General features: G+C 66.5%; 22 protein-coding genes and 2 tRNA genes. 5 read left to right on the top strand and 19 right to left on the bottom strand.

Annotated features, from left to right (window positions below; all coding sequences use genetic code 11):
* Positions 1 to 175: 175 nt before the first annotated feature.
* A complete protein-coding gene (locus tag IEV64_RS06745; RefSeq protein WP_188423485.1) occupies positions 176 to 931 on the top strand; it encodes a DUF5781 family protein in 756 nt (251 codons plus the stop codon).
* A 100-nt stretch (positions 932 to 1,031) separates the two neighbouring features.
* Here the strand turns inward: IEV64_RS06745 and IEV64_RS06740 are convergent, their stop codons facing one another.
* From IEV64_RS06740 to IEV64_RS06700, 9 genes are all read right to left on the bottom strand, one after another.
* Positions 1,032 to 1,646 (bottom strand): 30S ribosomal protein S7, encoded by a 615-nt coding sequence (locus IEV64_RS06740; protein WP_188423484.1) that lies wholly within the window; start codon positions 1,644 to 1,646, stop codon positions 1,032 to 1,034.
* A gap of 2 nt (positions 1,647 to 1,648) precedes the next feature.
* A complete protein-coding gene (locus IEV64_RS06735) occupies positions 1,649 to 2,077 on the bottom strand; it encodes a 30S ribosomal protein S12 (RefSeq protein ID WP_004044570.1) in 429 nt (142 codons plus the stop codon).
* Between the two features lie 227 nt (positions 2,078 to 2,304).
* A complete protein-coding gene (locus IEV64_RS06730; RefSeq protein WP_007274978.1) occupies positions 2,305 to 3,198 on the bottom strand; it encodes a mechanosensitive ion channel family protein in 894 nt (297 codons plus the stop codon).
* Between the two features lie 54 nt (positions 3,199 to 3,252).
* Positions 3,253 to 3,672, bottom strand: a complete 420-nt coding sequence (locus IEV64_RS06725; RefSeq protein WP_004044572.1) for a NusA-like transcription termination signal-binding factor — start codon at positions 3,670 to 3,672, stop codon at positions 3,253 to 3,255.
* A 2-nt stretch (positions 3,673 to 3,674) separates the two neighbouring features.
* Complete coding sequence (rpoA2, locus tag IEV64_RS06720; protein WP_004969060.1) at positions 3,675 to 4,934, bottom strand: DNA-directed RNA polymerase subunit A''; 1,260 nt, start codon at positions 4,932 to 4,934, stop codon at positions 3,675 to 3,677.
* Positions 4,927 to 7,851: a DNA-directed RNA polymerase subunit A' gene (locus IEV64_RS06715; protein ID WP_004969059.1), complete on the bottom strand. Its 2,925-nt coding sequence runs from the start codon at positions 7,849 to 7,851 to the stop codon at positions 4,927 to 4,929. Before IEV64_RS06715 ends, rpoA2 begins: the two co-directional genes overlap by 8 nt.
* A 12-nt stretch (positions 7,852 to 7,863) precedes the next feature.
* On the bottom strand, positions 7,864 to 9,693 hold the full coding sequence (gene rpoB, locus IEV64_RS06710; protein WP_004044575.1) for a DNA-directed RNA polymerase subunit B: 1,830 nt from the start codon (positions 9,691 to 9,693) through the stop codon (positions 7,864 to 7,866).
* Between the two features lies 1 nt (position 9,694).
* A complete protein-coding gene (locus tag IEV64_RS06705) occupies positions 9,695 to 11,260 on the bottom strand; it encodes a DNA-directed RNA polymerase subunit B'' (RefSeq protein WP_004969057.1) in 1,566 nt (521 codons plus the stop codon).
* Entirely contained in the window at positions 11,257 to 11,484 is a 228-nt protein-coding gene (locus tag IEV64_RS06700) for a DNA-directed RNA polymerase subunit H (protein WP_004044577.1), read from the bottom strand. Before IEV64_RS06700 ends, IEV64_RS06705 begins: the two co-directional genes overlap by 4 nt.
* A 267-nt stretch (positions 11,485 to 11,751) precedes the next feature.
* Here IEV64_RS06700 and IEV64_RS06695 point away from each other — a divergent pair.
* Positions 11,752 to 11,824 (top strand) — tRNA-Asp (locus IEV64_RS06695).
* A gap of 29 nt (positions 11,825 to 11,853) precedes the next feature.
* Positions 11,854 to 11,926: transfer RNA gene (locus IEV64_RS06690), tRNA-Asp, on the top strand.
* A 260-nt stretch (positions 11,927 to 12,186) separates the two neighbouring features.
* Here the strand turns inward: IEV64_RS06690 and IEV64_RS06685 are convergent.
* From IEV64_RS06685 to IEV64_RS06675, 3 genes are read right to left on the bottom strand one after another with little or no spacing between them, the layout of a single operon-like run.
* A complete protein-coding gene (locus IEV64_RS06685) occupies positions 12,187 to 12,543 on the bottom strand; it encodes a fluoride efflux transporter FluC (protein ID WP_188423483.1) in 357 nt (118 codons plus the stop codon).
* Positions 12,540 to 12,875, bottom strand: coding sequence for a CrcB family protein (locus IEV64_RS06680; RefSeq protein ID WP_007274983.1), 336 nt, complete (start codon positions 12,873 to 12,875; stop codon positions 12,540 to 12,542). Before IEV64_RS06680 ends, IEV64_RS06685 begins: the two co-directional genes overlap by 4 nt.
* A 20-nt stretch (positions 12,876 to 12,895) precedes the next feature.
* A complete protein-coding gene (locus IEV64_RS06675) occupies positions 12,896 to 13,945 on the bottom strand; it encodes an ATP-binding protein (RefSeq protein WP_007274984.1) in 1,050 nt (349 codons plus the stop codon).
* Positions 13,946 to 14,020: 75 nt separating this feature from the next.
* On the opposite strand from IEV64_RS06675, the gene IEV64_RS06670 reads away from it, so the two are divergent.
* Positions 14,021 to 14,464, top strand: a complete 444-nt coding sequence (locus IEV64_RS06670) for a DUF7382 domain-containing protein (protein WP_007274985.1) — start codon at positions 14,021 to 14,023, stop codon at positions 14,462 to 14,464.
* 24 nt (positions 14,465 to 14,488) lie between these two features.
* On the opposite strand, the gene IEV64_RS06665 is transcribed toward IEV64_RS06670, so the two are convergent.
* Positions 14,489 to 15,757: a tRNA(Ile)(2)-agmatinylcytidine synthase gene (locus tag IEV64_RS06665; RefSeq protein WP_007274986.1), complete on the bottom strand. Its 1,269-nt coding sequence runs from the start codon at positions 15,755 to 15,757 to the stop codon at positions 14,489 to 14,491.
* Positions 15,758 to 15,899: 142 nt separating this feature from the next.
* Here IEV64_RS06665 and IEV64_RS06660 point away from each other — a divergent pair, with 142 nt between their 5' ends.
* Positions 15,900 to 16,874 carry a transcriptional regulator gene (locus tag IEV64_RS06660; protein ID WP_007274987.1) on the top strand — a complete coding sequence of 325 codons (975 nt, stop codon included), beginning with the start codon at positions 15,900 to 15,902 and terminating at the stop codon, positions 16,872 to 16,874.
* Positions 16,875 to 16,932: 58 nt separating this feature from the next.
* Here IEV64_RS06660 and IEV64_RS06655 read toward each other — a convergent pair whose 3' ends face one another.
* The 6 genes from IEV64_RS06655 to IEV64_RS06630 all read right to left on the bottom strand — a co-directional run bounded on the left by IEV64_RS06655 (position 16,933) and on the right by IEV64_RS06630 (position 22,813).
* Complete coding sequence (locus IEV64_RS06655; RefSeq protein WP_007274988.1) at positions 16,933 to 17,187, bottom strand: glutathione S-transferase N-terminal domain-containing protein; 255 nt, start codon at positions 17,185 to 17,187, stop codon at positions 16,933 to 16,935.
* Between the two features lie 102 nt (positions 17,188 to 17,289).
* The gene (locus tag IEV64_RS06650) at positions 17,290 to 18,678 is read right to left on the bottom strand and encodes an aryl-sulfate sulfotransferase (protein WP_007274989.1); all 1,389 of its coding nucleotides are present in this window, start codon (positions 18,676 to 18,678) and stop codon (positions 17,290 to 17,292) included.
* Positions 18,679 to 18,772: 94 nt separating this feature from the next.
* Positions 18,773 to 20,185: an NCS2 family permease gene (locus IEV64_RS06645; RefSeq protein WP_007274990.1), complete on the bottom strand. Its 1,413-nt coding sequence runs from the start codon at positions 20,183 to 20,185 to the stop codon at positions 18,773 to 18,775.
* Positions 20,186 to 20,371: 186 nt separating this feature from the next.
* Entirely contained in the window at positions 20,372 to 21,085 is a 714-nt protein-coding gene (locus tag IEV64_RS06640) for a phosphoribosyltransferase family protein (protein WP_004969046.1), read from the bottom strand.
* A 74-nt stretch (positions 21,086 to 21,159) separates the two neighbouring features.
* Entirely contained in the window at positions 21,160 to 21,690 is a 531-nt protein-coding gene (gene pyrE / locus IEV64_RS06635) for an orotate phosphoribosyltransferase (protein WP_007274991.1), read from the bottom strand.
* 580 nt (positions 21,691 to 22,270) lie between these two features.
* Positions 22,271 to 22,813, bottom strand: coding sequence for a CDP-2,3-bis-(O-geranylgeranyl)-sn-glycerol synthase (locus IEV64_RS06630; protein WP_007274992.1), 543 nt, complete (start codon positions 22,811 to 22,813; stop codon positions 22,271 to 22,273).
* Between the last annotated feature and the right edge of the window lie 12 nt (positions 22,814 to 22,825).

Below are 22,825 nucleotides of genomic sequence, written 5' to 3'. Positions count from 1 at the left end.
CGGCAGGAGGGTCAAAAGAGTAGTGTTTTTGCCGAGCGGATTTCCCATTTTCAGCCGTCCTACCGCCGGGGTATGAGCATTTTTGTCACGATAGGCGCGACTGTCCGCCGGACGCGAATCTCGTCGCCGCGCTCGGCGCAAGAGTCATGTTGGTTGATAACATTTCTCAAGTTGAATGGACCTCCGAGTCGTCGGGGGCGCACCGGCAGACCCGTTCTTGAGCGCCGCCGACCTGTTCGAAACCGAGTTCGAGCTCTCGTACCCCGTGTACGTGCGCGTTCGCGACGACCCCGATTCCCGCACGTGGGCCGGCCACTATCAGGACCGCCACGTCCTCAACATCTCCCGGCAGGCCGCCACCAGCGCGATGGCCCGCGAGCTCGCGCTCCACGAGCTATCGCACATGGCCCGAAACGAGGAGGGTCACGTCTCGCACTACCAGTCCACGCGCGAGGCGGTCTTTCTCGCGCTCGCGGGGCGCACCGTCGAGCGCCGAAAGCTCGCGCACTGCTACCAGATCGCCAACCACTGCAAGGACATCTACGCCGACGACCTGACGCTGTCTGTCGCGCCCGCGGACAAACTCGTCCAGTTCCTCGAATCGCAACTGGCCGCGGCGCTCGCCGACCGACCGCAGGCGTCCGGGCGGCCGGGGTCCCGGCTCGTCACCGCCGGGTCGGACCCCGAGATTACGGCCGTGAACGCCGCGTTCGCCCTCGCGCTCGTCGAACGGCACGACCTCGTCGAACCGGACCACCGGCTGTACGACCTCGCGCACGCCGCGGCCGACGACGCGCCGTCGGTGTCGCTCGACACGTTCAAAGAGCGGTTCCGAACGCTCGCCGACGACCCCTCGAAAAGCGACTACCGCCGGACGCTCGTCGACGTGGTGAAACACTACGTCGTCAACCCGGGGATGGCCGCCGACTGAACGCCGCGCGCCGACCGCGGGAGGGCGGGCGAACGAACCAACGACCCCGCCGTCCGGCGTCGCCACTCGTCGCGGTGAAAAACGAAAGAGAGCGGAGAGATTACCGGGCCGCTTCGGCGACGCGCTCTTTCTCCTCTTTCTGGGAGATAGCGTACGTCTGGACGTCGTAGTCGGCCGCGCCGATGAGCTGTTGTGCGAGCGACTCGGCGGCGGTGGTCGTCGTCTTGTAGGATCCGCTGAGGGTTCCCTGCGCGATGAACTTCAGCGCCTCGTCGACGCGGCGCTGGGGCGCGACGTCGACGGCCTGCGGGACCGAGATGCCGCCGTACTTGAGGCGGACGGTCTCCTCGCGGGGACCGGCGTTCTCGACCGCGCGGATGAGCACCTGCACGGGGTTCTCCTCGGTGCGCTCGTTGACGATGTCGAACGCTTCCTTGACGATTTTGCTCGTCTTCTGTTTGTGTCCCGTGTTGTCCTCGGTCTGCATCAGGCGGTTGATGAGCCGCTCGACGATGCTGATTTCGGACTTCTGGAACTGCTTCGAGGCGTGACGACCCATCGTGTGGGCGATGGGCGTCGCCTTGATGTACCGGCTCATGCTGGGGTCGGTGTACTCCATCTCGGAGACGTCCCAGACGCCGAACAGAAGCGCGTTCTCCTTTGCTTCCTCGCTACTCGCGGGGGACTCGGGCTCGGGTGCGTCGCTTTCCGACATGGTTAGCGCACCGGCTTTTCGGCGTTTCCGCGGACGAGTTCGATCATCGAGACGCCGTTGACCTTCTCGACCTTGTAGTTGACACCCGAAAGGTCACCCATCGCGCGACCCTTCGCGCCACCGATACCGGCGATGGTGACTTCGTCGTGCTCGTCGATGAACGAAATCGCGCCGTCACCCGGACAGAAAGCGGTGACCTGCTTTCCGTTCTTGATGAGCTGAACACGGACGCATTTCCGAATCGCCGAGTTCGGCTGTTTCGCTTCGATACCGACCTTCTCGAGGACGATGCCGCGACCCTGCGGGGCACCCTCGAGCGGGTCGGACTTCTTGCCGAGACCGCGCTCACGGCGCGCGTACTCAGAGTCGGACCAGCGGCGCTTCTGCCGGTCCTGCTTGAGCTTGCGCGCGGCGTATTTGCCGTTCGCCATAGTGAACAACAGTTCCAGATGGAGCTACTTAAGCCTCCCTTTTCGAATCCGACGAGACGGCTTCAGGAGCGATTAGCGGCCCCTAAGGAGGAATCTGAGGTCGTTTCGCCGATTCGAACGACGGCCCCTCCGCGTCGAAGAGCGACTAAACCGCCCGGAGATAGTGTCGTTTCGCCCCTCCGTGTGAACGGTCGTCACACTGGGCGTTTTCGCCCCCGTTCGCCGGCTCACTCGCCGCCGCGCTCCCCGACGAGGTCCACGTCGAGGCGGCCGCTGACCTCCCGTCCCGACGCCGGCCCGAGCGTCAGTCCCTCCTCGTCGAACCGCCGCTTGACGCGCCGTCGGTACCCCGAGCGAACGTCGACGAGGCTCACGTCCATCGGCGAGGCGACCCAGAACTCCGCCTGCAGTCCGATCGAGCTCCCGGCGAATTCGAGGATGCGCGCGGTCGGCTCCGGCTCGTCCAGCACGCGGTCGTCCTCCCGCGCCGTCTCGACGAGTTCGCGGAGCGCCAGCTCCGTGTCGTCGGCGTACGCGACGTCGACGCGCTCGGTGATTCGGTACCGTTCGCGGCCGTACGGCCGGGTGAGCGCGTTCGTCGTGAGCTCCGTGTTCGGCACGGAGATGGTCTCGTTGTTCACCGTCCGCACGCGCGTGACCCGGAAGTCGACCGCCTCGACGACGCCCTCGCCGCCGGGCCACGATATCCAGTCGCCGACGTTGAAATCCGGGTCGGCCACGAGAAAGAGGCCGCTGATGAGCGCGCCGATGACCTCCTGCCCGGCGACGCCGACGACGAGCGTCAGCGCCGCGACGACGAGCGCCGTGTCCGTGAGCACCGAGACGTACCCCGCGCCGACGACGCCCGCGAGCGCGGCGACGACGATGACGAAGGCGTGCGCGTAGGTCTCCGTCGCCGACTTCAGCGTCGGGTTGTTCCGGTTCCGGGCGCTGACGAGTCGCGTCACGCCGGGGACGACCAGGAGTCGGCCGACGAGATAGACCGCGACCGCCGCGGCGGCGAACCCCGCGGTCGCGCTCGCGAGCTCCTCGTACTCCGAGAACTGCGTCGGGTCGAGTTGCCCGACCGCGACCCCCAACGACTGTCGTATCGGCGACATGCGTAGCTCGCCGTTCGGCGGGGACAAAAACGTGTGGTCGAGTCGACCGCCGCGTTACGTCAACTGGATGTCGTCGATGTCGTAGTGGCGACGCGCCAGTTCGCGGGCGGTGTCGATGGTTTTCCCGCTCGCGCCGATGGCGACGCCGCGGTCGGCCTCGGCGACCTCGACGTACGCGACGGTGTCGTTCTGCCGCGAGAGAGTCACGTGTCGGACGGCCGCCGGCGCGAGCGCGCTCGCGACGAACGCCTCGGGCGTGTCGGCGTCTTCGACCAGTTCGACCGTCCGGCCGAGTTGGCGTTCGACCGACTGGACGGTCCGCCCGCCGGGGCCGATGGCCGTCGCCATGTCGCCCGCGGCGACGAGGAAGACGACCCGGTCGTCGAAGACGAGACAGTCGTGGGCGGTCGCCTCCGTCTCCTCCTCGAAGAGCGCGATGAAGCGCCGGGCCGTATCCGACAGCGTAACTTTCATCGTCAGTCGTCGGACGGTTCGGGTGCCGCGTTGGCGTCCGCGTCCTCGACGTCGAGCGAGCCCATGCGGAGGTCCACGTCGCCGGTGCCGATAGCGATCGGCTTGCCGACGATGACGTTCTCGATGACGCCGTCGAGGTCGTCTTCCTCGCCGTGGATGGCGGCGTCGAGCAGGTGGTTGACCGTGACCTCGAACGCGGCGCGGGCGAGGACGGAGTCCTTCGACCCGGAGATACCGTGACGGCCGATGGACTCGATGGTCCCGTCGTTCGTCATGATGTCCGCGACGAGCATCAGGTGGCGGATGTTCACGTCGTCGAGACCCTGCTCGCGGAGCGTGTTCATCGTCTCGTCGATGATGGCCTCGCGGGCGGCCTCGATGCCGAGCTGTTTGTGCACCTCGTGGATGTTGTTCGAGGTGGTCCGGGAGGCGTCGACGCCCTCGATGGCGAGCGCGTCGCCGAACGCCGAGCCCTCGGTGTAGAGGACGAACTCCTCGCCGTCGGTGTTCTCGTTGTCCTCCTTGCGGATGACGACGCGGGAGACCTCCTCGATGCCCTTGAACACGATGTCGCGCAGTTCCTCGACGAGTTGGAGGAGCCGGCGGTAGCTCGGGCTCTCGGGACCGAACTCGATGAGCGTCCCCTCGCGGCGGGTCTTGATGCCGAGCGCGTCCTCGATGGTCTCGGCAATCTCGCTTGCGACGACGCCCTCGTCGTCGTAGGTCGGCCAGCGTTCGAGGAGCGTCTCGTCGTTGAGGTTGACCTGCACGACCATGTCGGCGACGTTCGTCGAGATGTCGCCGAGCGCCAGAATCTTCGTGGACTCGATGTTCCAGACGACCTGGTGGGCGAGTTCGCGGTTGTTCGCGTACTCGTCGTCGAGGTACACCGTCATCATCGGCGTGTCGGGGGTCTTCCGCGCGTCCACCAGTTCGATGAGCCGCGGCAGTCCCTGCGTGACGTCGATTTCGGCGACGCCCGCGTAGTGGAACGTGTTCATCGTCATCTGCGTCCCCGGCTCACCGATGGACTGCGCCGAGACCGTCCCGACGGGGTCGAGCGGGTCGACGCGGGTGTCGAGGTAGCGCGCCTCGACGGCCTGCGCGATTTCGCCGGCCTGGTCGAGGGTGACGCCCTCGCGCTCTTCGATGGTCTGGTAGATGCGGTCCTTCAGTCGTCGAGACAGCTCTTTGGTCTCGACGATGTCGACGACGGCGTCGTCGACGAACTCGTAGTCGGCGGTTGCGTCGTGTTCAGTCATCGGATTCGACCCCCGCACGGGCGTCGACACGCGGTTCGGCGTGCTCGGAGAGGTTGGTCGGCGGTTCGCGCTCGCCGAGGAAGCGTTCCTTCTCCTCCGCGGAGCTGAACTCCGAGGTGAGGATGCGGTCGGCGATGTTCTCGACGTCGATGGGGTTCTCGTCGTCGGACGAGACCTTCACCGGGCTCGTGCCGTCCTCGCCGAACTCGAACTGGACGATGGTCCCCGACGTGTCGCGGACGGAGCCGTCGTACTGCGCTTCGAGCTCGGAGAGGGCGTTAATGAGCCGACGCTGGAGGTAACCGGACTTCGAGGTCCGGACTGCCGTGTCGACAAGCCCCTCGCGGCCACCCATCGCGTGGAAGAAGAACTCACGCGGCGTGAGACCGGCGCGGTAGGAGTTCTCGACGAAGCCGTGGGCCTCTGCCGAGAGGTCACCCGGTTGGTAGTGACTCAGGGTGCGGCCTTCGTAGCCGCGGTTGATACGCTCGCCCCGAACCGCCTGCTGGCCGACACAGCCGGCCATCTGGGTCAGGTTGAGCATGGACGCACGCGCGCCGGACTTCGACATCACGACCGCGGGGTTGTCCTCCTCGAAGTGGTCTTCGGCGATTTCGCCGGCGGAGTCGCGCGCCTTGCCGAGGCGCTGCATAATCTTCATCTCCAGCGTCTCGTCGACGGAGCGACCCGGCAGGGACTCGAGTTCGCCCGCCTCGTAGATTTCGATGAGTTCCTGAATCTTGTCGTAGGCGGCGTCGATGGCCTCGTCGACCTGCGCCGTCGCCTCGTCCGGGATGGACTCGTCGTCGATACCGATAGACAGCCCGAAGTGCATGATGGCGCGCATCGCGAGCGAGGCAATCTCGTTGATGAAGATGCGCGAGCGCGTCTTCGAGTAGTCCTTCGCGAGGGCGTCGACGATTTCGCCGCCGAACGCGCCGACGGCGTCCTCGTCGATGGTTCCCTGCGTGAGCTGGCCGTCCTCGATGGTGACCGTGTCGCCGACCTTCGAGGTGAACTCCATGTTCAGGTCGTCCGGCAGAAGCTCGGAGAAGATCTGCTGGCCGGTCCAGTAGGGCTGGCCGTCCTCGTTTTCGCCCGCGGGTTCGGGGAGCGTGTCCACGCGCGTCGCGCGGAGCAGGTCGAGCGCCTGCGTCTCGACGAACTCGGGGTTGTCGTGGGTGAGCAGGTAAGTTCCCGAGATGTGGTCCTGAATCGCGCCGATGATGTTCTCACCGAAGCGCGGCGAGAGAATCTGCTCTTGGACGCGCATGAGGACGCGCGCCTCGGCACGGGCCTCCTCGTTCTGGAGGGCGTGCATGTTCATCTCGTCGCCGTCGAAGTCGGCGTTGTACGGCGGGCAGACGACGGTGTTCAGGCGGAACGTCTTGTACGGCATCACGACGACTTCGTGCGCCATGATGGACATCCGGTGGAGCGACGGCTGTCGGTTGAAGATGACGATGTCGCCGTCGACGAGGTGGCGGTTGACCTCCCAGCCGAGTTCGACTTTCTCCGCGAGCTCCTCGCAGTTCTTCTCTGTCACCTTCAGGCGGCGGCCGTCCGGGCGGCGGACGTAGTTCGCGCCGGGGTGGCTCTCGGGGCCGTTACGGACGTACTGCCGAGCCTCGTCGATGTTGCGCTCGGTGACGTTCATCGTCTGGGTCATCTCGGACGCGACGCGGTCCGGGACGCCGACCTCGTTGAGCGAGAGCGTCGGGTCCGGCGAGATGACGGTACGCGCCGAGAAGTTGACGCGCTTGCCGGACAGGGAGCCGCGGAAGCGACCCTCCTTGCCCTTCAGGCGCTGGCTGAGCGTCTTCAGCGGGCGGCCGGAGCGGTGGCGCGCCGGCGGCGTGCCCGAAATCTCGTTGTCGATGAACGTGGTGACGTGGTACTGGAGCAGTTCCCACAGGTCCTCGATAATCAGCTGTGGCGCACCCGCCTCGCGGTTCTCCATGAACCGCTGGTTGATGCGGATGATGTCCACGAGCTTGTGAGTCAGGTCGTCCTCGGAGCGCTGGCCGTTGTCCAGCGTGATGGAGGGACGCGCCGTGACCGGCGGGACGGGGAGGACGGTCAGAATCATCCACTCGGGGCGCGACCGGTCGGGGTCGATGCCGAGCGTGACGAGGTCATCGTCCGGGATGTCCTCGAACCAGTCGCGGATGTCCGAGGGCATCAGCTTGTTCATGTCCTCTTCCGTGAGGTCGAGGTCGAGCGCCTTTTCGAGCGCCTTGCGGTCGTCGCCGACCGGGCGGAACTCGCCGGCGAGCACCTGATTGACTCGCTCGGCGTCGAGACCGGTCTCGTTGGCGAGGGTGACGGGGTCGACGCCCTCGTCGTCCTCGTCGTCGGGGTCGGGTTGCATCGCTTCGGCGATGCGCTCGGAGTAGTCCCCGGCGAGCACGTTCTGGACCTCGTAGTAGGTCGTCGGCTTCTCGTGTTTGATGTCGTGCTGGGGCGAGCCGCAGTGGGGACAGCGGTGGGCCTTGCGGGCCTGCCGGACCGCCGACTTCATCACGTCGCTCCAGTCGTCGCCGAGTTCCTTCGTGCGACCGAGCTTGTCGCGGTACTCGTCTGCCTCCTCCTGCGTGAGCGAGAGGCGACCGCACTCTCGACACGTCGAGCGGAGCAGGCGACGGATGAGCTTCGTGAAGCCGACGTGGATGACGGGCGCGGCCAGTTCGATGTGGCCGAAGTGCCCGTTACACGACCCGGAGTGCTGGCCGCAGGTGCGGCACTGCAGACCGGGGTCGATGACGCCCAGCCGCGGGTCCATGAGACCCATGTCGATTGGGTAGCCGTCGTCGTCGTAGGTGTCCGCGGTGATGACCTTCGTCGCGGACATGTCTCGGTACGTCTCCGGGTCCATCAACCCGAACTGGATACTGCCGATTTCTTTGGGTGTCTGCATTGACATGAGTGATTAGACCGCGTCCTTCAGTTCGATTCGCGGGCGGACGCCGAGCGCGACCATCTCGTCGAGAAGCAGTTTGAACGCGTAGCTGATCTCGATTTCGTGGATGTTGTCCTCGTCGCCGGTGACCGGGTCGTAGATGCGGCGCTGGTCGCGGTCCTCGACGGCGACCATGCCGGTGTCGGCGGAGATGTAGACCTTCTCCTTGTCGGAGGAGTCGAGCAGGCGCTCCTGGAGCACCATCGCGGCACCGTGTCCGATGACGGTGTCGCGCTCCATCTCCCCGAGACGGAGGCCACCCTCGCGGGCGCGACCCTCCGTCGGCTGGCGGGTGAGCACCTGCACGGGACCGCGCGAGCGGGCGTGCAGTTTGTTGCTCACCATGTGGTACAGCTTGTGGTAGAAGATGATGCCGACGAAGATTTCGGCCTCGATCTTCTCGCCGGTGACGCCGGAGTACATGACCTCCTTTCCGGAGGACATGAACCCGCGCTCTTCGAGCGCCGAGCGGAGTTCCTCTTCGTTTTCGCCCTGGAAGGCGGTGCCGTCGACGCGTCGGCCTTCGAGCGCGCCGACCTTCCCGCCGAGCATCTCCAGCACGTGGCCGACCGTCATGCGCGACGGCAGGGCGTGCGGGTTGAGCACGAGGTCGGGAACGACGCCGTCGGCGGTGAAGGGCATGTCCTCCTGGGGAGCCAGGTGGCCCACGACGCCCTTCTGTCCGTGACGGGACGCGAACTTGTCGCCGAGTTCCGGAACGCGCTGGTCGCGGACGGACACCTTGGCGAGCTTCGAGCCGTCTTCGCCCTCCATGAGCGTGACCGTGTCCACGACGCCGGATTCCCCCGAGCGCATCGTGACGGAGGTCTCGCGGCGCTTCTGCGGCGAGAGACCGGCCATGTCGTCGGGTTCCTCGAGGAACCGCGGCGGCGAGGTCTTGCCGAGCAGGACGGAGTTCTCGTCGACGACCGTCTCGGGGTTGACGAGGCCGTCCTCGTCGAGGTGCGAGTAGGCGTCTTCACCGCGCGCGCCGCGCACGTCCTGCGACGGAATCTCGAAGCGGTCTTCCTGACCGCCGGGGTAGCGGCGCTCTTCGCCCTCGTAGGTGCGGAAGAAGTGCGAGCGTGCGAGGGCGCGTTCGACGGAGCCCTTGTTCATGACGAGCGCGTCCTCGATGTTGAAGCCCTCGTAGGACATGACGGCCACGACGAAGTTCTGGGCCGCCGGTCGCTCGTCGAACCCGATCTGCTCCGTGGTCTGCGTCTTGACCATCGAGAGCTGTGGGTAGTGCATGAGGTGCTGGCGGGTGTCCGGGCGGATGCGGTAGTTCGCCGCGGGGAGCCCGAGGGACTGCTTCATCATCCCTGCACCCATCGTAATGCGGGGCGAGGCGTTGTGTTCCGGGTACGGAATCATCCCGGCGCCGATGCCGAAGATGAGCTGTGGGTCGATTTCGAGGTGCGTGTGGTCCTCGTTGAGTTCGTCCTCGTCGACCGCGACGTAGATGTCTTCTTCCTCCTCGGCGTCGATGAACTCGACGAGCCCGCGCTCGACGAGGTCGTCGAAGTCGAGTTCGTCGTTGTCGAGCGCCTCGACGTGGTCGTCGTCGAGGAGCGGCTCGCCGTCTTCGACGACGATGAGCGGACGGCGGGCGCGGCCCGCGTCCGCGTTGATGATGACTTCGCGGGTGCGCTCTTTGACGGAGACGTTCACCATCTGGCTCACGTCGCCGCGGCGGCGCGCCTCTCGAATCTGTGCCGCGAGTTGGTTGGGGTCCGGGTGGGTCCCGACGAGACTACCGTTGACGTATACTTTCGCTTCTCGCTGTGCCTGAGCCATGTTAGTCGTCCGCGGGTGTGGCGTCGACGCTGTCGATGCCGGGGATACCCTCGACACCCATCGACGCGAGTTCTCGTTTCAGCGACTGTTCGTCTTCGACGTTCTGGGAGAGCTCCATCGCCTGCGCGAAGTTCTTCACCAGACCGCAGTTCGGTCCCTCAGGAGTCTCGGAGGGACAGATGCGACCCCACTGGGTCGCGTGCAGGTCGCGCGCCTCGAAGTGCGGCTGGGACCGCGACAGCGGACTCCGGAGGCGACGCAGGTGCGACAGCACACCCATGTAGTCGGTGCGGTCGACGAGCTGGGAGACGCCGGAGCGGCCGCCGACCCAGTTGCCCGTCGCGATGGGGTGTTCGAGCCGCTCTGTGAGCACGTCGGACCGGACGACGGTGTTGACCGTCAGGTTCCGGTTCCGCATGTTGGCGCGTTCGAGCTGGTACTTCACGTCGCGCGCCAGCTTGTTGAGCGCCGTCCGGAAGAGGTCCTTCATGAGGTCGCCGGAGACCTTCAGGCGCTTGTTGGCGTAGTGGTCCTTGTCGTCGGAGTCGCGGCGCTGGAGTGCGAGTTCGAAACACGCCTCGGCCATGCGACAGAGGTAGTACGCCTTGTTCATGCGCACTTCCTCTTCTTCCGCGCCCTCCTCGTGGAGGTGCGGGAGCAGGTAGCGGTCGATGACGTAGTTGGCGCGCTTGAGCTGGTAGTTCTTGCCCTGTCCGCCGGCGACGCGCTTGCCGAGCGCCTCGATGGCCTGCTCTTGGGTCTGCACCTCGGCCTCTTCGAGGTTTTCGAGCATGAACTTCACAATCTCCGGGTCGTCGGAGACGCGGTGGACGATCTCCTCGTCGGATTCGAGGCCGAGCGCGCGGACGAGCGTCACGAAGTTGACGCTCCCGGAGACCGACGGGAACGACACTTCGAGGAGCCCCTCGCGGTTGCGCTCACAGAGCACGAGCGCGCGGTAGCCGCGGCGCTGGCTGAACGTCTTCGCGACCTGAATCTCGTCGCCGTACTTCGTGTCGTACTCGGCGAGAATCTTGTTCGGCGCCAGGTCCTCCGAGGTCATGAGCACGCGCTCGGAGCCGTTGACGATGAAGTAGCCGCCGGGGTCGACGGGGTCCTCGCCGATTTCGACGAGGTCCTCGTCGGAGAGCTCCGCGATGTTGCACTTCGAGGAGCCGACCATGATGGGCATCCGGCCGACCTTCGTCTCGGCGGTGTCGACGACGACTTCCTCTTCTTCCTCGCCGCCGCGGACGATGGACATCTCCATGAACACGGGGGCGGAGTAGGTGATGTTGCGCAGGCGCGCTTCCTGCGGGAAGAGCAGTTCCTCGGAGCCGTCGGCCTCGCGGACGCGGGGCGTCTCCACGCGGACGCCACCGAGTTCGACGTAGACGGGTTCCTCGCCCTCCTTGTCGCCGATGTCGGTCTCGATGGTCGCCTTCTCTTCGACGACGTCCATCATGCCGCGTTCGAGGAACGCGTTAAACGAGCGGAAGTGGTGTTCAGCGAGCCGTTCTTCGGAGAAGTACTTGCGAGAGACCTCGCGTCGCGCTTGTCGGTTCATTCAATCACCAGTCGGTATACGACTGCTTTGTCTGTCGTTCGAGAGTTCCGAACGATCTTGATGACGTCGCCGGGCTCTGCGTCCTCGGGGAGCGCCGGGTCCTTCAGCTTGATCTTCGGGAGGTTCGTCTTCTCGACGTTGTACTCCTGTAACACGTCCTCGACGGCCTCGTCGTCGAGTTTCGTGTGTTCCGGAACCAGTTTGTGTTGGCTTACGTCTACCATGTATGGTGCTGCTGGGTGCTGGAAGAAGCTGTCACGGGATACTACGGCTGATTTTGGGACGCACCCATTTAACACTTGCCAACTGCGTCGAAGAAAGGCGACGCTATCGGCAGTCACGCACCGGAGATGCGCGAATCGTCACACCTTGGCATGGGGTATCGCAGTATAAATGTCTTCGGGGCAGGAATCGCGGTACCGCGGGCCAAGGGCAACCCAGATGGTAAGTCTTATCTATAAACCTCGGCTACGAATGAGTGCAGACGGAGGGCCCGGGTGGTGTAGTGGCCCATCATACGACCCTGTCACGGTCGTGACGCGGGTTCAAATCCCGCCTCGGGCGCTCTCCGTACCGCAAACTCACTTCAGTAAGCCCGGGTGGTGTAGTGGCCCATCATACGACCCTGTCACGGTCGTGACGCGGGTTCAAATCCCGCCTCGGGCGCTTTTCCGAACGTTACAAGCCAAGCGACGCGTCTTGTCGCGTCGCGACCCCTACGTGCTGTAACCGCCAGACAGAGGGATTTGAACCAAGGAGTGAAGCGAGCGTCAGCGTGCGGAGCGACTGAGGTTCAAATCCCGTCACACCCGTTCGTTCACGTCGTTCACTCACGGGAGTTCCTGAGTTCACCTCACGCTGTTCGGTGAACTCCCGCCTCGGGCGTACGTTTCGACGAATTACTCACTGAGCGCCGAGTCACCCACTCAGCCAACCAGCCCGCCGAGCGCCCCGCCGACAGCCACGCCAATCAACGCCGCAACGAGCGTCCCGAAGGCGTAGCGGGCCGCCGTGTCGTAGTCGCCCGCATCGGCGAGTTCCGCGACGCCGACCGCGAACGACGAAAAGGTCGTGAAGGCCCCGCAGAAGCCGGTTCCGGCGAGCGTCGCGGCCGCGTCGCCGACGGGCGCGGTGGCGAGAAAACCCAGCGCGACGCTCCCGAGGACGTTGACGGTGACGGTGCTCCACTTGCCGACGATTCGCTGGTCGACGGTGTGCCGGGAGACAGCGCCGGCCATCCCGCCGACGCCGACGAGGACGGCCGAGAGAAGTGAGGGAGTCATCGCCGCCCTCCGACCGCGAGGCCGACCGCGGCGGCGGCGAAGCCGAGCGCGTAGTTCGCGCCGACGTTGAGCGCGCCGCCCATCGGCGACAGCGACGCGGTCTGGACGGCGAACGTGCTGTACGTCGTGAGCGACGAGAGCAGGCCGGTCCCGAAGAACAACTGCGCCCGGCGGGAGGAGACCGACGTGATGAACGTCCCGAGGAGAAAGCTCCCGAGGACGTTCACCGCGAGCGTGCCGGCCGCGCCGGGAATCGCGACGGAGACGGCGTAGCGCAGTGTCGCGCCGGCGAAGCCACCGAGGGCGACAAGCGCCAGTTCCGAGCGGTCCATACGGCTCTTCTCCGGCCAGACTACTCCACGGTTTCGGAACGGTCGCGCTCGGGGACCGCCCTCGGCGTCGCGCCGCAGTCGGGCGTCTCGCGGGGACGGACTCGAACGTCGTGGACGGTCTCCGTGGTGTCGTCGACGACGAGCGCACAGCCGCGTTCCCGCGGGAGCCGAGCGCGGAGCGACTCGTCGAAGTACGTCGGGTCGGCGGCGGCCATCGCCGACACGTCGGGGCCGGCGGTGAGCCGGTGGACGACCCGAAGGTCGGCCTGCGAGACGGCGACCTCGGGGAGCGCCGAGGGGCGCTGGGTAGCGAGGACGACGCCGACGCCGGGGGCTCGCCCGCGCGTGAGAATCGTTCGAAGCGCCGGCTCGGCGAGTCCGCCGGCGAACGCGTGGGCCTCGTCGAGAAGCAACCACGGGATGCGGGAGACCGAGCCCGCGACGCGGGCGTCGTAGAGGCCGCGGGCGACGACGCGGGCGACGGCGTTCGCGGGAGTCGCGTCCAGTCCCGAGAGGTCGAGCACGTCGGGCGCAGGGCCGCAGAGCGACCGCGGGTCGAGGCCGTCGGGGGAGAACACGTCCCACGAGTCGGCGAGCGCGAGGTGATTCGCCGCGGCTCTGCGCGCCTCGGGCGCGGCGTCGGCGTCGGCGACCGCTCCGCGCATCGCCGAGAGCGATTCTTCCGCGGCCGCGAGACGCCAGACGAGCGACCCCGCGGGGGCCGTCGGGTCGAGTCCGAGCAGGTCCGGCCACGCGCTCGGCGGGAGTGCGTCGGCGCGGACGCTCGGCGAGTCGTGAACCGTCGCGTCTATCGGCGACTCGGCGAGACCGCCGAAGACGCCCATCGGGTCGAGTACGACCGGCGCGACGCCGCCAGCCCGCGCCAGCCCCTCGGCCACGACGCCGAGCGTGTGGGACTTCCCGCTCCCGCGCTTGCCGACGACGACGGCCGCGTGCGGGCGGTTCACGTCGAGGCCGACGGCCGCGCCGTCGCTCCCGTCGCGGGCACGGTAACATCCGAACCGACAGACCGGGCCGTCCTCGTCCGACTTGCGGCCGATAGTGTGCATGGCGCGGACTGGCCGCGCGATGCGACTTGAACCCCCGGACGAGGGTTTATATACGAATCCGCGGCCAGACGGTCCATGCTCGATATGTTCCGGTCAGACACGCGCGCTATCGAAGGTCTCCCCGTCCGCCTCGTCATCGCCCTCGTGGTCGGCGTCGCCAGCATGAGCGTCATGCTCAACATGCTCTCGGGCGTGCAGGGACTCGCCACCTCGGAACTCGACGTGAAGCCGACGCCGGACGTGGTCGGCCCGGGCGAACAGGCGCTGGATTTCACCGTCGTCGACCACGAGGGCAACCCCGTGGAGGGCGCGACGGTCATCGTGAAATCGGGGACCGCCGAAATCGACGGCGTGGCGACGGCGAAAAGCGGTGACGGCGGGTCCGCGACCGTTCGCGTCGACGCCGAACTCGGCGCGAACCGCGAAGACGGAACGCTCGTCGTGGACGTGAAACCGCCCGCCGAGGGGTCGTTCGTCGACCGCCGCGAGAACACGAACATCCTCGTGGTCCAAGACTGAGCGCCGAAGGCCCGAGCCGCGGCCTCAGCGTTCGGGGTGCGTCGCCGCGTCGAAGCCCCCGCGGACCAGCGGCTTGGCGATGTGCCGGCGGGCGCACGGCGGCACCTCGTACCAGCCGAGTTCGAGGTCGCGGTCGACCGCTCGCTCGACTTTCCCGGGCGCGTCGGTCCCGCAGTCGCGGCACCGATACCCCTGATTTCTCCCGGCGCTTTTCATCGTCCGCCCGCAGTCGGGACAGACGGGCGTCGCGGGCTCCGTCCGCACGAGGTCGCGGACCGCGAACTTCTCCAGTTTGAGCGTCCCGTCGCCGACCTCGCCGCAGGCGGTGAGGGCGTCGCCGACGCGGAGCGCACGCACTCGGTCTCGGAACCGCTTCGTCGGTTCGAAGGCGGCGACGGAGACCGCAGAGCCGTCGGCTTCGAGGTCGAAAAAGACGTGGCCGCCGGGGCGCGTCTCCGGTTCGGTGGCGACGGTGCCGGCGACGCGGTAGGCGCGGCCGTCGCGGAGGTCCGAGACGACGCCGTCGCGGAGGTGCGCGTCGGTCCCCTGATTCGTGAGAAACGTCGCCGAGCGGTCGACGGGTTCCGAGTCGATGGCGGCGGCGACCTCGCGAACGGTGTCGGCGTCGTCGCCGCGGATGCCGTGGAGAATCGGTCCCGGCGCGTTCGGCACGCAGACGGCCTCGCCCTCCTCGCGGTCCACCGTGTCCCACGCCTCGGGGTACGCCGCGTCCGCGGCGTCGAAGACGGAGTCGAAGTCGACCTCGCGGGGCGTCCCACAGCGGTGGAACTCTCGATAGGAGATGTGTTCGTAGGTCCACTCGTCGAAGGCGGCCCACGCGCCGACGGCCGCGAGCGCGCCGATGCGGCCGCGACCGCCGTGCCAGCCCTCGGTCAGGAACCCGGAGCGCTCGGCGAGGTCGGCCGCGGCGTCGAGGTCGTGGAAGTCGCGGACGGCGTCGCGGGCGAACTCGGCGACGGCGGTCGAAACCGTGTCGGCAGACCCCGGCGCGACGACGACGCCCGGGCTGGTTCGGTCGTCGTCGAGGACGGCCCAGCGGTCGAGTTCCTCGCGGGCGACGTCGAACGCCGCGCCCGCGGGGAGGTCGGTGTGAATCGCCAGCGCGGCGTTCCCGCGGGTCTTGTGCTCGACCGCGGGGTTCAGGCGGACGAGGAGCCGACGCTCGACGGTCCCGCCGCGCGCCTCGACGGCCTCGGCGACGAGCGTCGCCAGATAGGTCGTACACATCCCGAGGGTGCGGGAGTCGGTGTCGTCGAGGCCGATGACGGTCATCGGCGGAGATTGCCGGAGGGCGCAGTAACGCCTTTCGGGTCGGTCGCGACTATATAAATGCGGCATCGAGAACGGATATATCACGGCGAGGGCGGCGGTATCGGGGAAAACGCTTTATGGGCCGAATCGCTTATTGCCCCCTATGTCCCGGTCAGCGCTGGTTGGTAATGTCGCCGCGATGCTCCAAGACGCGGGCTTCGTCGTGAGCGACCGCATCGCCATCCGGCCGAAGAGCTTCGACCTCGCCGCTCGCAGGGGCGAGGACCTGTTGCTCCTCAAGATTCTGGGGAACATCGACGCGTTCGACGGCGTCACCGGCTCCGAGATGCGGCGCCTCGGCTCGTACCTCAACGCCACGCCGTTGGTCGTCGGGCTTCGGACCCGAGACGAGGACCTCAAACCCGGCGTCGTCTACTTCCGCCACGGCGTGCCGGTGTTGAACCCCGACACCGCCATGGACCTGTTCGTCGAGGAGGTTCCCCCGCTCATCTACGCCGCCCCCGGCGGGCTGTACGTGAGTCTCGACGGCGACGTGCTCGCCGAAGAGCGGCAGGAACGCGGATGGAGCCTCGGACAGCTCGCGACCGAGCTCGGCGTCTCGCGGCGCACCGTCTCGAAGTACGAAAACGGCATGAACGCGAGCATCGAGGTGGCGATTCACCTCGAAGAGCTGTTCGACCGCCCCTTCTCGAACCCGGTCGACGTGCTCACGGGCGCGGAGGACGTGCGCGACGCCGAGCCGACGCCGGACGACCCGGACGTGGACCCCGACGACGAACACGTCCTGTCGGTGCTGACGCGCGCCGGCTTCACCGTCCACCCGACCGCCCGCGCGCCGTTCAAGGCCGTCAGCGAGGACGCCGGACGTAAGAAGGAGACGAACGTCCTCACCGGACACTCGCCGTTTACCCGGAGCGCCGAAAAGCGCGCCCAAATCATGTCGTCGCTCGGCGAAATCACGCGGACGCGCTCGGTGTACTTCGTCGAGGAACAGCAGAAGCGCGAGTCGGTCGACGGCACCGGCATCGTCAGCTGTGAGGAACTCGCCGCCATCGACGACCCCGACGAGATTCGCGACCTGATTCGCGAGCGGACCCGCGACCCCGCCGAGAGCTAATCGTCGCGGGGTGCGCGGCTATCTGTACCGCCGGTCGAAAAGTCAGTGACGAGCGCGATTACGCCGCCGAGCCGTAGGTCTCTTCGAGGTAGTCGACGATATCGTCGCTCTCGGCCATCCCCTCGATGCCGTGTTCCTCGTCGACGAGGACGGGGACGCCGGTCTGGCCGCTTACCTCTTCGACCTCCGTGCGTTCGGCGTGGGCGCTGGGGACCATCTGCGACTCGTATTCGAGGTCGAGTTCGGCGAGTTTGTCTTTCACTTTCGCGCAGTACGGACAGCCTTGCAGTTCGTAGAGGATGAGCTCGGACATCACGCCGAGGTATGGAGCCGCGGCTAATGAGTGCCATGGTCTTATGCAATCGCGCCACACGACCCCGACGGGAGCGCCGGGGGTCGCGGGCGAGTTAGCGGGTTACGACTCGAACAGCCCGCGGAGCGCGTCGAGGAGCCGCCGGCGCATCAGATAGAGTTCGCCGCCGGTCGCGGTGAGACCGACGCCGACGGCGCACGCCGCCGAAAAGAGGTCCCACGGCGTCATCCACACCGGGCGGAGCCACGGCAGGACGTGCGACAGTCGCGTCGAAAGCCCGCTCATCGGCTCTTCGAGCGGCGTCCCGGCGAACGTCGATTCGACCCGCGCGGCGAAGCCGACGCTCTCGTTTCCGCCCGCGGTGAGGTTCGCGCTCCCGGTGATTGGGTACGACCCGCTGGCGTTGAGGTCCCGGATCGTCGGCCCGGAGGACTCGTCGCCGTGAGCGACGCGCTCGGCGTCGTACGGCCCCCACGTCGCGTAGTACTCCCAGACGACCTCGCCGGTCGGCGTGATTTCGATTACGCGGTGGTTGAGCGTGTCGACGACGAGCGTGTTCCCGTTGGGGAGTCGGTCGGCGTCGCGCGGCCAACTGAGCGTGTTCGACCCGACGGACCACGTTCGGACCCACTCGCCGTCTTCCTTCGCGTACTCGACGACGCGGTTGTTCCCGCTGTCGGCGACGAGCACGGTCGGCGTGCCGTTCTCGCTGACCAGCCAGTCGGGGTTGTGCTGTTCGTTGAGCACGCCGTGGTCGTCGTCGGTCCCGAGCCGTTCGACGATCTCTTTCGACTCCATGTCGACGACGATTGCCTGGTCGAAGTTCCGCGGCGACAACAGGAGCCGGCCGTCGCCGATGTAGTCCACGTCGTTGACGTGGCTCCAGTCGGCGTTGTAGCCGCCGTCGGTGTCGGCGGGGAAGTGGTTCTTGAAGTACCACTCCCACGTGATTTCGTCGGTGGTCCGGTTGTACACGACGATTCGGTCCTCGCTGACGCCGGCGGAGTCGTTCCACTCGCGCATGTTGGCGATGAGGAGTTCGTCCTCGCCGAAGGCGTCGACGTCGTGGGTGTCTTCCATGTCGAACCGCTGTTCCCAGACGCGTTCGCGGGTGTCCGGGTCGAGTTCGAAGACGACGGTGTCGGTCCCGCGGGGCGACGAGACCAGCAGGTTCCCGTTCGGAAGCGGGTCGACGTCGAAGAACCACGCGTTCCCGTTGACCGAGTCGTCGTACGTCCACTGGAGGCTCCCGCGTTCGCCGACCGAGACGACCCGAGCGGGTTTCTTCGGGTTCGTGTTGCCCTGGAAGGTGTAGCCTTGGACGCTCACCAGCGTCGAGCCGTTGGCGGAGCTGGTGACGGTCCCGGGTTCGAGGCTCGTCTGCTGGGAGGGGTCGTACGTCAACGCGGAGACCGCAGACGGCGTGAGAAGGCCGATAATGAGGAGGAGAACGGCTCCGCGGAGGGCGAGCCGCTCGGTAGGAATGTTCATACGGAGTGACTTAGAACCGTGGTTGCCCAATACTTTATGAATCCCATCGGGTCGTGAGAAAATCAGCGCGGAGAGAGCGTCGTCGAAGCCGGAGTCAGACCTGCGCTTGCAACATCCCCGAGGTGCGGACGACGAAGTAGAGGACGAACGCGACGGCGAGCGCCCACTGGCCGGCGCTGACCTCGTCGTACTCGCCGGCGGCGACCTTCACGAGCGGGTACGAGACGATGCCCGCCGCGATGCCGTAGGCGATGGAGTACGTGAACGGCATGACGAGGATGGTCATGCCAGCGGGGATGGTGAAGGTAAGGTCGTCCCACTCGATGTCGACGACGTTGCGGAGCATGACGACGCCGATGACGACGAGCGCGATGTGCGAGGCGTACTGCGGGATGGCCGTCGCGAGCGGGACGATTGCGAGCGACGCGAGAAAGAGGAGCGCGACGACGAGCGCGGTGAGGCCCGTGCGACCGCCCTCCTCGACGCCGGTGGCGGACTCGATGTACGTCGTGACCGTCGAGGTGCCGAGCATCGCGCCCGCGGTGGTGCCGACCGCGTCGGCCATGAGCGGCTTGTCGATGTCGGGGAGGTCGCCGTCCTCGTCGAGGAAGCCCCCGGCCTGACCGACGCCGACGAGCGTGCCGGCGGTGTCGAAGAAGTCGACGAAGAAGAACGTGATGACGATGAGGGCGAAGCTGAACGCCTCGACGTTCCCGAAGCCGGAGACGAACGCCCCGGCCAGCGGCGTGATGTCGTAGGTGGCCGCCGAGGAACCGGCGACGAGACCGGCCTCAGCCGAGACGAGGCCCGAGACGGTGAGACCCCAGCCGAGAACCGACGTGCCGATGATGCCGATGATGATAGAGCCGGGGACGTTCGCCGCGTAGAGCGCGAACGTGAAGAACAGACCGACGATGGAGACGATGGCGACGGGGTTCGACGCGAGGTTCCCCATCGTGACGAGCGTCGCGGTGTCGTCGACGACGATGCCCATCGCCTGCAACCCGATAATCGCCAAGAACAGTCCGATACCGGTCCCGACGGCCATCTTAACCGGTTCGGGGAACACCTTGATGATGGCTTCCCGCGCGCCGACGGCGGTGAGCGCGATGAAGATGATTCCCTCGACGAAGACGGCCGCGAGCGCCGTCTGCCACGGGACGCCCAACGCGCCGACGACGGTGAACGCGAAGAAGGCGTTCAGGCCGAGCCCCGGCGCTTGCGCGAAGGGTCGGTTGGCGTAGAACGCCATGACCGTGGTCGCGATTGCGGCCGCGAGGATAGTGACGACGGCGAGCATCGACTGGACCTCACCCGGCGTGTAGCCGGCGATGGCGATGCCGTCGACGCCCTCGATGTACGGTTGGTCTGTGAGAAGCGACGGGTTGACGACCACGATGTACGACATCGTGAGGAACGTCGTCAAGCCCGCGAGAATCTCGGTCCTGACCGTGGACCCGTGTTTATGCACGTCGAAGTAGTTTGCGAGGGTTTCAGAGAGCCCCATGATGCACGACTAAGCATACCCATGATTCCACACATAAGCATTACCATCCTGACGGAGAAATTTACCCACAAACGTGGGTTAAACGACTCGTTCGACGTGAACGAACGGCACAGAAGTGCCCATTTTCACACCACGTGTAATTGAACTAAGTAGTTCAGAACAGTGTACCGGCGCGGTCGCGGGTCGTCAGTCGAAACTGCTCAGCGCGCCGACCGGCGCGTCGGTGAGTTCGCGGGCGCGGTTCGTCCCCTCGTCGCCGACGGCGATGAGCGCGAAGACGCCGGCGATGTCGGCGTCGGCCTGCAAGGCGATGTCCAAGAGGAGTTCCTGGGTCTCGCCCGAGCGGATGAGGTCGTCCACGACGAGGACGCGCTCGCCGTCGTCGATGGCGCTGGCGGGGAGGTAGTAGGTGAGTTCGATGCCGGACGCGAGGCGCTGGCGCGACTCGATGAAGTCCTCGACGGCGGTCTCTTTCGACTTCTTCGCGTACGCGAGGCGCGCGCCGAAGTAGCTCGCCATCGCCGCGCCGAGAGTGATGCCGTCCGTCGCCGCGGTCAGAATCACGTCGGGGCGTTCGAGGTTCAGCGTGTTCGCCGCGACGGGCGCGACGAGGTCGAGGAACGACTGGTCGAAGACGACGCCGGAGTTGTCGACGTAGCCCTCGTCGTCGAATCGGACGCGGGCTTCGAGTTCGTCGGCGAGCGCGTCGCGGCCGACGCCCTCGACGACCTCGCGGGCGCGTTCGACCCCGGGCAGGACGTGCCCGTTGACGTAGCGGTTGAGGTCGCCGGCCGGCAGTCCCGTGAGTTCGGCCAGCTCGTCGTACGTCCGGGTCTCTTTGAGCATCCGGAGCACGGAGACAGCCTGTAACTGGAGTGCGGCCTTCTCTGCTCTGTTCATGCCTCCGCCTTCGTACTTGCACAAAAATGAATACTTCGATTACCGATTCCGAGTGAATTAGTCACAAGCGTGTATTAGCTGTCGGCGTCAGCCAGCAGGTCCTCGGCGGTGAGAAGCGACTCCAGTTCGATGTCGTGGTCGGCCAGCAGTTCCGCCGCGCCCTCCTGTCGGTCCACGACGACGATGACGCGGTTGACGACCGCACCCGCCTCGCGGAGTGCCTCTACGGCGTCGACGGCGCTCTGGCCCGTCGTCGCGATGTCTTCGAGGACGACGACCTCCTCGCCCTCCTCCAGTGCGCCTTCGATTCGCTTGGCCGTGCCGTACTCTTTAGCCTTCTTCCGGGCGATGACGTACGGCTTGTTCGTCTCGACCGCGGTCGCGGCCACGAGCGGGACCGCGCCGAGCGCGACGCCGGCCAGTTTGTCGTCGTCCGCGACGCGCTCCGCGAACGCCTCGGCGATGAGCTTCAGACACCGGGGGTCGGTCTCGAAGAGGTACTTGTCCACGTAGTAGCTCGACGTGCCGCCGTGAGAGAGCTCGAACTCGCCGAACTGGACCGCGTCGGCGGCTCGGAGCGCCTCGATGAGTGCTGTGTTCGCCATCTTGTTTCGAGAGGGTTCAGGGAGGCGCTTAAGCGGGTTGGTTCGGGGTGAGCGGCACAAATAGTCGGCCGTACCCGAGAAATATATCATCCTACCTGTGAGAGAAGATATGAATTCGTTCTCCGACCCGGACCACCTGCGGAATACGGCAAAGACTGGCTGGCTGTGGCTCGACAGGAAACCGAGTCACTTCTCGATACCTCAGTCGTCTTAGAGATGGTTGAGTTCGTCCGCTGTATCGAGTTTCAATCCGCGGACGAGGACGACGGACGCACCACGATGCACAACGCGGTCTTTCGTGCTTCAGTATCTGATGATGTAGTTATTGAGGAGACACAGAAACAGGAAGACCGGGTGCTTAGCTGGTTTGCAGGAGTTCCTGAGGAACAGGAGAGACGTTGCCGACGATATTCGACATTTCGTGGAGAACTGACGTGGCGAGGTCCGGTTGAACCGGTTCAGCAATCGTTCTGTTACTGTACCGCGAGCGAGGCCGAAGGCCGAGTCCCGCCGCCTTTTTTCCTCCAGGTTTTTCAAGGAGTGGGTCGCCGGAGGCGACCCCGACGCAGAAAAAAGTGGGTCACCACGGCTCGTTTTTCAGTCCCAGCAGGTACGCGCCGACGTTGGTGACGACGTGAAGCACGGGCGTCATCACGAGCACGACCGCGAGCACGGGGAGGGTGAACGTCGCCGAGAACCACCCGGGCGCGGCGACGAACGCGAGGGCGAGCGCGCCCACGACGAAGTCGAGTTGGTCGAGACCGGGGAAGGCGGCCCCGCGCTCCCGGCCCGACCGGCGCTTGAGGAACGACGCGCCGATGTCGCCGAGCATCGCGCCGAGCGCGAGACCGAACCCGGCGGCGAGCGGGAACGTCGGAAGCGCGACGCCGAGCGGGTCCGAGACCGCGGGCCCGACGGCGTTGAGGACGACGGCGAGGAACGTCCCGGCCAGCGTCCCGGCGGCGGTACCGCGCCACGTCTTTCCGTCCCCGAGGACGCGCCGCCCGCCCCACGTGCGCCCGCCGTCGATAGGGCGACCGCCGCCCGCGAGGACGGCGGCGTTGTTCGGCACGTACGCGGGCAACATCGCCCAGAAGGCGGTGGCGACGAGAGAGACGACCATACCGACCCGTCC

The organism is Haloferax sulfurifontis, assembly GCF_014635105.1.
GTDB classification, from domain to species: Archaea; Halobacteriota; Halobacteria; order Halobacteriales; family Haloferacaceae; genus Haloferax; species Haloferax denitrificans.
The sequence above is the reverse complement of the archived record's forward strand: the minus strand, read 5'-3'. Positions and strand labels throughout refer to the sequence as shown.